At 69.5% G+C, this 12,628-nt stretch carries 13 protein-coding genes; 5 read left to right on the top strand and 8 right to left on the bottom strand.

The features are described 5' to 3' along the window. Window positions 1–15: 15 nt before the first annotated feature. The 6 genes from U5918_RS00145 to U5918_RS00120 form a co-directional block, all read right to left on the bottom strand. Window positions 16–1,644, bottom strand: a complete 1,629-nt coding sequence (locus tag U5918_RS00145) for a DUF1129 domain-containing protein (RefSeq protein ID WP_335998546.1) — start codon at window positions 1,642–1,644, stop codon at window positions 16–18. Window position 1,645: 1 nt separating this feature from the next. Further along, on the bottom strand, window positions 1,646–2,407 hold the full coding sequence (locus U5918_RS00140; RefSeq protein ID WP_335998545.1) for an ABC transporter ATP-binding protein: 762 nt from the start codon (window positions 2,405–2,407) through the stop codon (window positions 1,646–1,648). Between the two features lie 89 nt (window positions 2,408–2,496). Beyond that, a complete protein-coding gene (locus U5918_RS00135; protein ID WP_335998544.1) occupies window positions 2,497–3,954 on the bottom strand; it encodes an alpha/beta fold hydrolase in 1,458 nt (485 codons plus the stop codon). A gap of 138 nt (window positions 3,955–4,092) precedes the next feature. Beyond that, a complete protein-coding gene (locus U5918_RS00130) occupies window positions 4,093–5,070 on the bottom strand; it encodes a DNA replication complex subunit Gins51 (protein ID WP_335998543.1) in 978 nt (325 codons plus the stop codon). A 3-nt stretch (window positions 5,071–5,073) separates the two neighbouring features. After that, window positions 5,074–6,252 carry a DNA primase small subunit PriS gene (gene priS / locus U5918_RS00125; RefSeq protein ID WP_335998542.1) on the bottom strand — a complete coding sequence of 393 codons (1,179 nt, stop codon included), beginning with the start codon at window positions 6,250–6,252 and terminating at the stop codon, window positions 5,074–5,076. An 80-nt stretch (window positions 6,253–6,332) separates the two neighbouring features. Further along, window positions 6,333–6,728 carry an ArsR/SmtB family transcription factor gene (locus U5918_RS00120; protein WP_335998540.1) on the bottom strand — a complete coding sequence of 132 codons (396 nt, stop codon included), beginning with the start codon at window positions 6,726–6,728 and terminating at the stop codon, window positions 6,333–6,335. A gap of 95 nt (window positions 6,729–6,823) precedes the next feature. Between U5918_RS00120 and U5918_RS00115 the strand changes: the two genes are divergently transcribed. Next, window positions 6,824–7,465 (top strand): DUF7509 family protein, encoded by a 642-nt coding sequence (locus U5918_RS00115; RefSeq protein ID WP_335998539.1) that lies wholly within the window; start codon window positions 6,824–6,826, stop codon window positions 7,463–7,465. Between the two features lie 64 nt (window positions 7,466–7,529). Here the strand turns inward: U5918_RS00115 and U5918_RS00110 are convergent, their stop codons facing one another. Beyond that, window positions 7,530–8,018 (bottom strand): GNAT family N-acetyltransferase, encoded by a 489-nt coding sequence (locus tag U5918_RS00110; protein WP_335998538.1) that lies wholly within the window; start codon window positions 8,016–8,018, stop codon window positions 7,530–7,532. 112 nt (window positions 8,019–8,130) lie between these two features. Between U5918_RS00110 and U5918_RS00105 the strand changes: the two genes are divergently transcribed. From U5918_RS00105 to U5918_RS00090, 4 genes are all read left to right on the top strand, one after another. Continuing rightward, window positions 8,131–8,847: a DUF502 domain-containing protein gene (locus U5918_RS00105; protein WP_335998537.1), complete on the top strand. Its 717-nt coding sequence runs from the start codon at window positions 8,131–8,133 to the stop codon at window positions 8,845–8,847. A 3-nt stretch (window positions 8,848–8,850) separates the two neighbouring features. After that, window positions 8,851–9,285 carry an archease gene (locus U5918_RS00100; protein WP_335998536.1) on the top strand — a complete coding sequence of 145 codons (435 nt, stop codon included), beginning with the start codon at window positions 8,851–8,853 and terminating at the stop codon, window positions 9,283–9,285. Between the two features lie 78 nt (window positions 9,286–9,363). Then, window positions 9,364–10,476 (top strand): DoxX family membrane protein, encoded by a 1,113-nt coding sequence (locus U5918_RS00095; RefSeq protein ID WP_418771140.1) that lies wholly within the window; start codon window positions 9,364–9,366, stop codon window positions 10,474–10,476. Between the two features lie 48 nt (window positions 10,477–10,524). Further along, complete coding sequence (locus tag U5918_RS00090; RefSeq protein ID WP_335998535.1) at window positions 10,525–11,988, top strand: RtcB family protein; 1,464 nt, start codon at window positions 10,525–10,527, stop codon at window positions 11,986–11,988. Between the two features lie 31 nt (window positions 11,989–12,019). On the opposite strand, the gene U5918_RS00085 is transcribed toward U5918_RS00090, so the two are convergent. Then, a complete protein-coding gene (locus U5918_RS00085) occupies window positions 12,020–12,556 on the bottom strand; it encodes a DUF1684 domain-containing protein (RefSeq protein WP_335998533.1) in 537 nt (178 codons plus the stop codon). Window positions 12,557–12,628: the final 72 nt, after the last annotated feature.

Below are 12,628 nucleotides of genomic sequence, written 5' to 3'. Positions count from 1 at the left end.
CGGCCGGCCCCGGCCTCACTCGTAGGTGAACCGGTCCAGTCGACGAACGGCGTACCGGTAACACCCGAATCCGACCAGGGCCAGCAGGGCCGCCCACGTCAGGAAGCCCGCGGCCTGGGCGAGTCTGACCGACCCGGCGGGCAGTCGCGCGCCGTCGAAAACCGGCGGCGCGAACAGGACGAGAACGCCGAGGCCGGCGGCGAGTGCGCTGAGCACGGAGTGTCCCAGCAGCGCGGCCGTGGTCGGCGTCGGCGCCTCGACGCCGCCGAAGGCCCGGACCGACTCGAACCGCGGGGCGAAGACGCCCAGCGCCAGCGCCAGCGCGGAACTGAAGCCGGCGAGCACGACCGTCGCGGCGACGACCAGCGAGACCGTGCCGGCGTCCAGCGTGCTGTACCACCCGCCGAACACGACGACGAGCAGGGCGGGCGGCAGCCAGAGGAACAGCCCGGCGAGGATCCGCGCACGGAGCACCGACCGACGGGGGGCGGACGTGGTGAGCGTTGCGGGCAGCATCGACCCCTCGTCACCGAGGGGGTTCAGACAGAAGGTGCCGCCGGCGAGGACGGCCCCGAGCACGCCGACGAACACGGGGAGAACCGGCGACCGGGGATTCGAGACGGCCACCTGCGCGATGGGGAATCCCATGAACAGGAAATAGGTCAGGTGGACGAACCGCCCCGGCGCGCGGACGCCCCGGACCCACTGCCACCAGACGAGTCGCGTGATACGTCGCCGGGCCAGCACGTCCGGGATCGAACGCAGAGAGCGGCGCGACCGGAGGTCGGCGTCGGCAGTCGGTGCGGGATCGGCGTACCAGACCCGCGGCGCGAGCGTCCACGTCGCCCCGAGCAGGAGGGGGAGCGACCCGAGCACCAGCGCGGCGGCGAACAGGGCGTCAAGACCGACCCCGACGCCGACCGGCGAGGCGGCGAGCAGGAGGTCCGCGTAGGGCCCGATCGGCAGCGCACCCAGGGGCGCGAGGGATCGGAGGAGCACGACCGGGTCCGAGGGGGCCACGACGTTCACGCCGACGACGAACGCGCCGGCGACGAGGAGACTGGCCCAGGCGCCGGAGGGGTTCGCCCGGCCCGCACGGCGATACGCCAGCCGGACGAGGTAGCCCGCGACGAACCCGCCGACCAGCCCGACGGCCAGCAGCGGGAGGATCCCGACGGCGACCGCGGGGACCAGCAGCGGCGTCCCAGCACCGAGGGCGAAGGCCGTCACGCCGGCCAGTATCGGCACCCCGAACACGGCGACGATGCGGACGTACTCCGCGAGGACGAGCCCGGTGACGACCGCGCGGGGTCGGACCACCGTCAACAGCAGGTCGGCGTGATCGGCGTCGCCGGCGCGTTCGAGCGCTCGCAGGCCGAACACGACCACCAGCGAGCCGATCCAGGCGACGACCTGCGGGCGAGCGAGTTCGACGACGGGCAGGTCCGTCCCGGTCCGGACCCGCTGGCCGAGCGCGTACCCGCCCGAGAGCACGGAGAGGAGTACGGGCGCGAACAGGACGAGCAGGAAGCCGATGCCGGCCAGCTGTCGCCGGCTGGCGAGGATCGCCCGGACGCTCCGTCGCACCTCGACGGTCGCGATCCGGCGGGCGTGTCGCAGGTCGGTTTCGAGCGCGCCCGCCATCTCAGCCCCCCAGGTCGGCGTCCGCGGGGTCGCCCAGTTCCGCCGTCAGGTCGAGGAAGGCGTCCTCCAGCCCCCGGTCGGCCCCGGTCTCGGCGCGGCGCTGCAACTCGGCGGGCGTCCCCTCGGCCACGAGCCGGCCCCCATCGAGGACGCCGATCTCGTCGGCCAGTTCCTCGACGACCGGGAGGACGTGCGTCGACAGGAAGATCGTCCGGCCCTGGGCGGCGAGTTCCGCGAGCAGGTCCCTGACCGTGCGGGCGGCCCGCGGATCGAGCCCGCTGGTCGGTTCGTCGAGGAAGAGCACGTCGGGGTCGCCGAGCACCGTGCCGGCCAGCGCCGTCTTCTGGCGCATCCCCTTCGAGTACGTGCGGATCGGGTCGTCGGCGTCGTCGCTCAGGCCGAACCGGTCGAGCAAGGCGTCGATCCGGTCGCGCTCGTCGGCGCCGAGGTCGCGGAGGTCGGCGAGGTACGACAGCTGTTCGCGGGCGGTCAACTCGTCGTAGACAGGCGGCTCCTCTGGGAGATAGCCCAGGTGTGAGACGACGGCGTCGCGGTCCGAGACGTGCTCGCCCGCGATCCAGGCGTCGCCGTCGCTGGGCGCGGTCAGCGTCGTCAGGATCCGCATCGTGGTGGTCTTGCCCGCGCCGTTCGGACCGAGGAAGCCGTACACCGTTCCCGCCGAGATCGAGAGGTCGAGGTCCGCGAGCGCCGTCACGTCGCCGTAGGTCTTGCGCAACCCCTCTGTCTCGATTGCGGCGGGCATCGCCCGTGACTGATTGCCTCCAGCGGTATCAATGGTCCGGCAGCGTCCGGTCCCTCGCGGGATCCGACGGGCCGACCGACCGTGCTCGGCTACCGCGTCTGCGTGTGATCCGGGAAGTACAGCGACACCCGGTGCCCGGACGAGGCCCAGTTCGGCACGGTGAACTCGCGCTGGAGCCCGTCGCCGTCCCGCGGCGTGCTGGTGACGTCGACGGTCCCGTCCGGCGGCGACGACGCGGGCACGTACTGGTCGATCCCGGACAGGAAGGGCAGGTAGCCGTAGATCCCGATCTGGTCGTCGAGGTTCGACTCGCCGTCCGAGCCGTCGTCGAAGACGAAGGGCGCGATGATCCGGTCGTCCCGCGGCGCGGTGTGCTGATTGATCACGTTCGTGCCGTCGACGGCCAGTTCGTCGTTGGCTGCGCCCTGGTCACCCCACCACTCCTTGTCGCGGAGCGTGATGAGCGCGGTGTGGTCGTCGCTCTTCTCGATGAGCCGGTCGATCCCGGTCCCCGGTTCCGACGTAAGTAGCCGGACGAACTGATTGCTCCGGAGCTCCGGCTGGCGGTAGTGGTGGTGGACCTGATCGCTCGATTCCAGGGAGACGACGAACTCGTGGACGGCCGAGCCGTCCACGTCGATCGGCCCCCAGTAGCCGTCGTCGTCGATGGATGGCGTGGCCACCGGCGTCTCCGACAGCCGTTCGCCCGTCTCCGGATCGACCTCGTAGACGTCGATGCTCGCCTCGGCGGCGAGGTCGTCCGGCATCTGGTTCGACGGGAACACCTGCCCGCGGCCGGACAGGGTGACTTCCTCGGCCGGTTCGACCTCGATGTCGGTCGTCGCCGGTTCTTCGTTCGTCAGGAACTCGTAGACCTCGGCGAAGGTCTCTGCGCTGGTCGCCACCTCGACGTGGGTCTGCCCGTCGAAGTGGACGTTCTCGGCACCGCCGATCGAGGCGTCCGGGTTCGAGAGCCCCCAGACCGCGAGCGTCGGAACCGACCCCGGCGGCGAATCCGGCTCGAAGCCGTCGAGGTTCACGTACTGGGCGACCTTGTCGGCCCGCTCTTTCGTCGAGAGGTACGCGCTCGACACCTCCGTCCCCAGCGAGTGCCCCAGCAGATCTACCTTCTCGGCGCCCGTCTCGGCGAGCACCTCGTCGATACGCTCGTCCAGGCGCTCGTGAACGGCGCTTGGCTTCGTGTCGCCCCCGCCGAGCAGATAGCTCAGCAGGCCGCCGCTGAAGGATCCCGCGCCGTAGGAGAAACTGTGGTACTCGAAGGCGGCCAGGTACTCGTCCGGGTACCCGTTGCTCGCAAAGCGCATCGCCTGGGACTCGAACTGCGTCGCCGAGCCGGCGGCCCCGTGGACGAAGACGACCGGCCGCTTCCCCGAGTAGTCGGCCGCGGAGTCGTCGCGCTCCTCGTCTTCGTCGTCACCCCAGGGCCACTCGAACCCACCGGTGACCGACGGGAGCCCCATCGCGAACCCCATCCCCGAGGACTTCTCCAGTACCCCCCTCCGTGATATGCCATCGTCGTTCGGCATCGGACTTCGTTACAGACTGCCAGTCCAAAAATAAATTCCTTCGGATGCGAACACTGTCTTACGGAGTGAGGATCGGGCGACGCGAGGCTCGACGGGATTACGCCTCGAGAAGGTTCAGACGGCGGGGTCGTGTGGGCGTCACCGGTCGAGCGGTTCGGCGGCGTCGCGTTCCACCAGCGGATCGGCGTTCGCGGCCGGGAGCGTCACCACGTCCTCGCTCGCCAGGTCGTAGGCCCGCTGGTCGACGCCGAGTATCTCCCCGACGTCCTGCGTGATCCTGACCGTCCGCCGGTCGACGCCCGAACCCCCGTCGTCGGCCGTTTCCCCGCCGCCGTCAGATCGGGGGGTCGGACTCTCGCCGGCTGTGTCGTCCTCGTCAGCAGCCCTCCCGGCGGTCGGGTCCGTCGTCGATTCGTCCGCCCGGTCGCCTGCCGTCGCCTCCTGTGGGGGAACCGGACGGTCGCCGCCCCCGGCCTTCTCGTCCGTCTCGCCGGGCTGGGCGTCCGCCGTGGCGCCCTGCTCCGTCGACTCGGACTCCGTGGGCTCTTCGCCGCTCCCCATCAGATCCGCGGCGTCGACGCCGCTGCCCTCGGCTCCGGCCTTTTCGCCGGTCGGTGCTCGATCCGGTTCGGGCGCGGGTTCGGCGGGGGTTTCGGACTCGACGGGCGACGGGTCTGCGGTCGCGCCCGAAGCGCCGGCCCGGTCGATCGGCTCGAGGTCGCCGGGGTCCTCGCCGTCGAGGATGGCGAAGACGCGGTCGCGGTTGCGTTCGATGGACTCGACCATCCCCTCGAACAGTTCGCGTTCCTCCGCGGTGAGGCCCTCGTCCTCGGTCGGCATGTCCGCCGCGGCGAAGGAGGCCATCTTCACGAGCTTGCCGACCCGGCGCTCGTAGATCGCCTCGACCGTCTGTTCGGCGGTGTTGATGTCGTCGGTGATCCGGCTGACCTCCGGGTCGTCGAAGGGGTCGTCGGACTGCGTTGCGGCCTGGTCGCGCTGGGCGCGGAGCTCCCCGATCAGCTCGCCCGCGTCCGCGTAGAAGGAATCGCGCAACTGCTGGAGACTGTCGCTCTGTCGCTCGCGGTCCCGTACGGACTGGAGTTCGTCGAGGTTCATGTGCTATTCCTGGCCCTTCTCGGCGCGACCCCTGGCCATGAGGAACACGCCGAGATGTTCCGGTACGGACTGCTCTCCCTCCGAGAGTGTAAAACTATCGCCCAGAAGCTCGACCGGGCCGCCCTCGGTGACTTCGACGGTGATGTCGTGGCCCACGAACGTCTCGGGCACCGCGTCGACCAGCGGATCGAAGGCCGCCAACTCGTCGCGAGCCAGGCGCACGACCGCCAGCCCGCTCCCGCCGTGGAGCGTCCCCGGCAGTCTGATCAGCCGGTTCGTGTCCGTCGTCACGGGCTCGTCGATCGGCGCGTCGTCCGTCTCGAGAACCTCTGTCGCGACCCGCTCGGCGACCGTCTTGACGACCGGATGGGCCGAGAGGTTCCCGCGCTCGATCTCGACGAACCGCTCGCGGGCGATGTTCCACGCCGCCCGCGCGCGCTTCTCGCCGATGCCCTCGTACTCGCTGAGCCGCTCGATCGCGGCCTCCTCGTCGAGGTCCCGGACCTCCTCGAGCTCCCGGCGGAGCCGCTCGTGGACGCGTCGCCCCCACCCACCGTCGGTCGGCAGGTACTGGTTGTGCGCGGGACTCTTCCGCCCCGCCTCGCCGCCGACCGCTTCCTCGTCGAGGAGAGCGTCGAACTCCAGGCCGATCCCGCGGACGTAGTCGACGATCTCGCGTCGCGCGTCGCTCTCGAGCTCCAGGACGCCCGCGTCGCGGACGTGGACGTGGTACCCCCGACCGCCCGAGAACGCGATCGTCAGGTCGTCGAAGCCGAAGTCGTCTTCGAGGAAATCCAGCAGCCGCATGAGTGCGTCCTTGCACTTCGCCAGCATCTCGGCGTAGGAGTCCTCCCCGAGCGTGACCGACGGGAGGTGATCGGCGTCCAGGTCGAAGACCAGGTCCGATGAGCGCCAGTTCTTCTCGCTCATCGAACTCGCGCTCGGGTCGTCGTAGCGGCCGGCCGAGAAGTAGACGTGGCGCGGGCGCTCGCGTTCGAGGAAGGACTCCAGTTCGCCGAGGTCGAGCAGCGACTTGTGGCGGACCATGGTCGTCCCCGGACTCGACGTCCAGGGGATGTAGCCCCACTCGCGCTCGTTGGCGTCCGGCGGGGGCGTGATCTCCGCCCGGCGGTAGTAGTCGCCGAACCGACCGCGGAGATACGCCCGCGTTCGCTCCTCCATGCTATCGCCTCCATAGTCAGCAATGCGAGAAAAGCGTTTGCTTCCAGTCGACGGTCACGTGGGCGCGTAGAGCAGGAGCGTCAGGAACTGTATCGCTCGGCCACGTCCCACTCCTCGCGGATCAGTTCGCGCACGCCGTGTTCCAGGATCGACTCGCCCATCGCGGTCGCCTCGTAGTAGGAGTAGAGGCCGTCGCTGTCGGGTTCGTTCCGCTTCCGGTTGGCCACGAGGCCGACGTCGACCAGTTCGTCGAGGTGGTAGTGCAGCGTGTTCGAGGCGACGTCCAGTGCCGACGTCAGTTCGGTCGCGCTCCGTGCGCCCTCGTCGACGAGCAGCGAGAGGATCCGGAACCGGTGTTCGTTGCCGATGGCCCGCTGCATCGCCAGGTAGTCGTCCAGGTCGAGCAGCGAGTGCTCCGGCAACGCCACCGTCGCCTTTCGCTCGTCCTCACGGCGGCCCGCGTCGCTCTCGCTCATGTCCGAGTGTTACGGTGCACCGTGCAAAAGCGTTTCCTGACTCAGTGATGGCTGAAAACGTAACTATTTAAATGGAGAGGCGGGAACCGGCGGGTATGCGAGAGCGGATCGTCGAGGCGGTGGGTGGGGTCCCACGGGATCGACTCCTGGTGTATCTGATGGGGCCGTACCAGGCGTTCGATCTCCGTGGCGCGCTCGAAGCGGCGGACGCGCCGGACGAGGTCGTCGACCTCGATGCACTCCCCGACGGCCTCGACTTCGGTGCGCTGGTGGGGGCCGAGCACGACCTCGATCGGGACGCCGCGGCGCTCGACCTGCTCCTCCACGTCCGGGACCGATTGCGAACCGATCCGGGGGTGAACGCCTTCCTCGCCATCGACGTGGACGTGCCCCTCGAAGAGCTGGACGCGGCGACCCAGAGCATCGAGTTCGCGCTGGCGAGCAACGCCGTGATCTACGTGGTGCCCCGCGCGGGCGACAACCTCGGCGTGGGAATCGAGACGGGTGCCGTCCTGGAAGCGCTGTTTCAGCAGGACCCCGGCGGCGACCACCGCGAGCGCGTGGCCTTCGTCCACGAGTCCGGGGTCCGGAGCGCGATGATCGCCTCGGTCGCCGACCGGTGGGACGTTCGAGTCTACGAGTACACCGACCGCGCGGACCTGGTGAGACAGATTCGGCTGTTCGTCCGCGACGTGATCCACCGGGAACTCTCCGAGGACCTCTCCCGGCTGAACTGATCGGCTGCGGCGACCGACGAGCGGATCGACGGAACTGGACCGGGCGACCGGAGCGGCCGTTGCCTCACCCCAGAAGTCGCTGCAACCGCTCTGTGATACCGCCCTCGTCGCCGAGTTTCAGGTAGTAGGCGTCGCCGCCGTCCTCGTAGTAGTTGTCGATGCGGCGCTTGATCTCGAAGCCGAGGTGGCGGTAGAAGCCGATGGCGGGTTCGTTGGTCGAGCGGGCGTGGCAGGTGACCGAGGAGTGGTCCTCGGCGACACGGGCGACGAGCCGTTCGCCGAAGCCCTCGCCGCGGAAGCCCTCGGCGACGGCGAGAAACAGGATGTAGCCGTCCCGGCGGACGGCGGCGAAGCCGACCAGGCGCTCGGTGTCGACGGGGCCGCTCTCGAGGAAGAGGTACACCGTCGACCGGCGATAGGCGTCCCTGAAGAAGCCCCGGCGCTGCCGGAGGATCCCCTCCTTTCGCCGGATCGCCTCCTTCAGGGCCCAGGCGTCGTCGACGTAAGCGTCGTCGCCCGCGTCGACGACCTGGCGTTCGATCGTGGCACTCACTACCCCGCAATTACGGGCAGACGACTATAATTCCACCGGCAGCGACCGAACAGCGGGGGCTCCGCCGGCGCGTGCCACAACCGTTTTTCGCCGCAAGGTCGTCGGTACCCGTATGCAACCACCGTCGGACGTCCACGGGATCGAGGGGGTCTCGCCGACCGAGCGCATCCGGAGCGCGTTCCTGACCGGGTTCGCAGTGACGATTCCGCTGATCGTGACCGCGCTGGTGCTCGGGTTCGCGGTGAACTTCCTCACCAGCACCGTCAGCCCCTTCGTCGGCCTGGTCGACGCCACGTTCGGGACCCAGCAACTCCCCGAGTACGTGATCGAGGGCGGCCTCATCGGCACGGCGCTCGTCCTGATCCTCCTCGTCGGACTGGTCGCCGAGCAGAGCCCCGCCGGCGGGTCGATCGAGACGACCGTCAACCAGGTGATCGCCAGGATTCCGGGCGTCGGCTCGCTCTACTCGAGTTTCGACGAGATGAGCGAGTTGCTCCTCGACAGCGACACCGAGAGCTTCCAGGAGGTCAAACTCGTCGAGTTCCCCGACCGGAACTCCTACGCCGTCGCCTTCGTCACCGCCGACACGCCGGGGGCCATCGAGGACGCGACGGGGACCGACGAGATGACGACGCTGTTCCTCCCGATGGCGCCGAACCCGGTGATGGGCGGGCACGTCGTCCACGTCCCGACGGACCACGTCTACGACGTCGACCTGACGGTGGAGGAGGGGATTCAGTCCATCGTGACCAGCGGGGTCGCGCTGGAAGAGCAGCCAGTCGACGGCGCGACGCTCTCGGAGGGCGGAACGGCGACGGAGGGCGTCTGACCGATGGGGTACCGACTCGTGGACCACACGGCGGACGTGGCGGTAGAAGCGACCGGCGAAACCCTGGGGGACGCGTTCGCGGCCGTCGCGGACGGCCTCGCCGCGGCGATGTGCGACGAGGTGCCGGCCGGGGGAGAACGCTTCGAGCTCACCGTGCGTGCCGAGGGCCGAGAAGCCCTGCTCTTCGACTACCTCGACGACGTGATCTACGAGCGCGACGTGCGCGGCGTCCTCCCGGTCGATCACGAGGCGTCGGTCACCGTCGACGAGGCGGCCGCCGACGCGAACGACGCGGAGGCGTGGTCCTGCCGGGCGTCGGCCCGTGGGGTCCCACTCTCGACCGTCGACGCCCGCGATATCAAGGCCGTCACCTACTCCGAGATGGCCATCGAGGAGAGCGAAGACGGGTGGCGAGCCTACGTCGTCTTCGACGTGTAACCGGGCCCGGCGAGCGGTCAGTCACCCCCGCCCGCACCGGATAGCGGGGTTTACCCGAATCGATCCCCAACCGCGATTGTGAACGCCGAAACACGTTCGTCGCGTCGGTCGGCCGCTGTCGCACTCTGCGCTACGCTCGTCGGCGTGGTGCTCGCGAGCGCGCCCGCCGCGGCACACGTCAGATACGTCGCGGAGGACGACGGCCCGGCGACCGATCCGGTCGAGTTCGCGATGCAGGTCCTCGCCGACCCTGTCAACGCCGCCCTGTTCGGCGGGACCGCCCTGCTCGGGACCGCCGGCCTCCTCGCGTATCTCTGGGTCCGACCGACGGTTCCCGACCTCGCGGTCCTCCGGGAGACGCTGTCCGGATACGAGGACCTCGTCCCGTGGATGCTCCGGCTCAGCATGGGCCTGCCGCTCGTCGGCGCGGGCTTCGCGGGCTACTACTTCAGCCCGGCCGTCGAAACCGAACCGCGACTTCTCCTGCTCGGCCTGGGCTTTCTGCTCCTGTTCGGCCTGGCGACGCGGGCGGTGGCGGCGGTCGCCCTCCTCGCGTATCTGGTCGGGCTCGCCCGCTCGCCCGACCTCCTGCTGGCGATCGAGTACGTCCCGGGACTCCTGGCGATCGTGCTGCTGGGCGGTGGCCGGCCCAGCGCCGACCACCTGCTCGAAGCGATGGCGAGCGCCCCGGGAACCTACTACGGCCGGATCGACCCCGTCAACCGGATCGCCGGGCGGTTCCGCGACCTGCTCGATCCCTGGACCCGATACGCGCCGACGGTGATCCGGGTCGGACTCGGCGTCGCCTTCGTCTACCTCGGCCTCGTCGAGAAACTGCTCCAGCCGGGGCGCACGCTCGGCGTCGTCGCCAAGTACGACCTGACGGCCGTCGTCCCCGTCGATCCGGGCGCGTGGGTGCTCGGCGCTGGCCTCGCGGAGATCGTCCTCGGCGTCCTCCTGATCGTCGGCCTGCTGACCCGCGGCGTCGCCGCGGCCGCGTTCGTCGTCTTCACGCTGACGCTGTTCGGCATCCCAGACGACCCCATCCTGGCCCACATCACCATGTTCGGGCTGGCATCGGCCGTGTTCACGCTGGGCAGCGGCCCGCTCGCGCTCGATCGACTCCTGGCCGACGGGGACTCGCCCGCGGATCGCTCCACTCCTGATGCACGCGGGGTCGCCGAGGACTGAGCAGGGCCAGTCGAAATATATTCCGCCGTCGGTATCGGAGAGACAGGTATGACCACCTACGACGCCGACGGCGTCACCCTCGAGAAAGTCCGGGACTACGTCTGGGAGATCCCACAGGAGGGCGGGATGAACGCGCCCGCCCGCGTGCTGGCCAGCGAGGCCCTCCTCGAGGAGATCCAGCAGGACAAGACCCTCGAACAGCTGAAAAACAGCGCGCACCTCCCCGGCGTCCGGAAGTACTCGCTCTGCATGCCCGACGGCCACCAGGGCTACGGCTTCCCCGTGGGCGGCGTGGCTGGAATCGACGCCGAGGACGGCTGTATCTCCCCGGGAGCGGTCGGGTACGACATCAACTGCGGCGTCCGCATGATGCGGACGAACCTGACCTACGACGACGTGCAGGGCCGCGAGGAGGAACTCGTCACGAACCTCTTCGAGAACATCCCGTCGGGGCTGGGCGGCGGCGGCGTCGAGCAGGTCGGGGCCGACGGCATCGAGGCCATCCTCGAACGCGGGATGGACTGGGCGCTGGAGGAGGGCTGGGCCGTCGAGGACGACCTGGCTCACTGCGAGGACGAGGGCTTCCGGCCGGAAGCGGACGCCGACAAGGTCTCGAAGAAGGCCAAGGACCGCGGCGCGAACCAGGTCGGCTCCCTGGGTTCGGGCAACCACTTCCTCGAAGTCCAGCGGGTCACGGACGTCTTCCGCGACGATGTCGGCGCGGCGTTCGGTCTCGAGGAGGACCAGATCGTCGTCCTGATCCACTGCGGGTCGCGCGGCCTGGGCCACCAGGTCTGTACGGATTACCTGCGAGAGATCGAGAAGGCCCACCAGGGCCTCCTGAACCAGTTGCCCGACAAGGAACTCGCGGCCGCGCCCGCGGGGTCGCAACTGGCCGAGGACTACTACGGGGCGATGTGCGGGGCGATCAACTTCGCGTGGGTCAACCGCCAGCTGATCATGCACCGCACCCGGCAGGTGTTCGAGCGGGTGTTCGATCGGGACTGGGAGGACATGGAGATGGAGCTGCTGTACGACGTGGCCCACAACATCGCGAAGAAGGAGGTTCACACGGTCGAAGACGGGGAAGAGCGCGAGCTGTTCGTCCACCGGAAGGGCGCGACGCGGGCGTTCCCGGCCGGGCGGCAGGAGGTCCCGGCCGCCTACCGCGACGTGGGCCAGCCGATCATCATCCCCGGGAGCATGGGCGCGGGGAGCTACGTCCTCCGGGGCGGCGAGCACTCCCTCGAGGAGACCTTCGGCTCGACGGCTCACGGGGCCGGGCGGCTCATGAGCCGCACGCAGGCCAAAAACGAGTACTGGGGCGAGGACGTGCGCGACGACCTCCGGGAGCAAAACGAGATCTACGTGAAGGCAAACTCCGGGGCGACCATCGCGGAGGAGGCCCCCGGCGTCTACAAGGACGTCGACGAGGTCGTCCGGGTCTCCGACGCGCTGGGCATCGGGGACAAGGTTGCGCGCACCTACCCGGTCTGCAACATCAAGGGCTAGCGGTCACTCGGTCGAAGAACGACGAGTCGGCTCAGGGCGCGCGCTCGCCGGCCTCGACGGTCGTCTCCAGCCAGTTCTCCTCGGGCGGGAGCGGGCAGGAGAACGTCTCACTGAAGGCGCAGAAGGGGGAGTATGCCAGGTTGAAATCCAGCGTGATCTCGTCCCCGTCGGTCAGTTCGCGGTCGGGTTCCAGTTCCATGTAGCGGCCCTTCTCGTAGCTCTGCTGGCCGGTGGTCTTGTCCCGGAAGGGGACGAAGATGGCGCCTTCTCCCTGTTCCTGTCGGTAGCCGTGGAGTTCGGACGGCTCGCCGTCGAGGTCGAACTCGAAAGTGACGACGCGGAGGTACCGGATCGCCCGCCCGTCGGTCGTCTCCAGCTCGACGGGGTCGGGTTCGTCGTGGACGGTGACGGTCGCCTCGACGCGGTAGTCGGCGTCGGGCGGGAAGTAGTCCAGCCCGTCGAAGTCGTCGCGCTCGTCGGGCGGGATGGGGGACTGGCGATGCTCGTCGAAAAAGCGGTCCTTCTCGTCACGGTTCGCCCGGAGCCGCTCGGCCCAGTCGTCGGTCATACCGGCGACAGGGGCCGAGCGGGTTTCAGTCCGGCGGCTCGGGGCGGCACCGGATCCCGACCGCCGGGGCCG

The sequence above is a fragment of the Halorientalis sp. LT38 genome (genome assembly GCF_037031225.1).
Lineage (GTDB): Archaea > Halobacteriota > Halobacteria > Halobacteriales > Haloarculaceae > Halorientalis > Halorientalis halophila.
Note: the sequence above shows the minus strand (reverse complement) of the source record. Positions and strands in the feature narration are given on the sequence as shown.

Coding starts and splice junctions, on each gene's coding strand:
- U5918_RS00145 (WP_335998546.1), bottom strand. CDS start 1,644: ATGGCGGGCGCGCTCGAAACCGACCTGCGACACGCCCGCCGGATCGCG.
- U5918_RS00140 (WP_335998545.1), bottom strand. CDS start 2,407: ATGCCCGCCGCAATCGAGACAGAGGGGTTGCGCAAGACCTACGGCGAC.
- U5918_RS00135 (WP_335998544.1), bottom strand. CDS start 3,954: ATGCCGAACGACGATGGCATATCACGGAGGGGGGTACTGGAGAAGTCC.
- U5918_RS00130 (WP_335998543.1), bottom strand. CDS start 5,070: ATGAACCTCGACGAACTCCAGTCCGTACGGGACCGCGAGCGACAGAGC.
- priS (WP_335998542.1), bottom strand. CDS start 6,252: ATGGAGGAGCGAACGCGGGCGTATCTCCGCGGTCGGTTCGGCGACTAC.
- U5918_RS00120 (WP_335998540.1), bottom strand. CDS start 6,728: ATGAGCGAGAGCGACGCGGGCCGCCGTGAGGACGAGCGAAAGGCGACG.
- U5918_RS00115 (WP_335998539.1), top strand. CDS start 6,824: ATGCGAGAGCGGATCGTCGAGGCGGTGGGTGGGGTCCCACGGGATCGA.
- U5918_RS00105 (WP_335998537.1), top strand. CDS start 8,131: ATGCAACCACCGTCGGACGTCCACGGGATCGAGGGGGTCTCGCCGACC.
- U5918_RS00100 (WP_335998536.1), top strand. CDS start 8,851: ATGGGGTACCGACTCGTGGACCACACGGCGGACGTGGCGGTAGAAGCG.
- U5918_RS00090 (WP_335998535.1), top strand. CDS start 10,525: ATGACCACCTACGACGCCGACGGCGTCACCCTCGAGAAAGTCCGGGAC.
- U5918_RS00085 (WP_335998533.1), bottom strand. CDS start 12,556: ATGACCGACGACTGGGCCGAGCGGCTCCGGGCGAACCGTGACGAGAAG.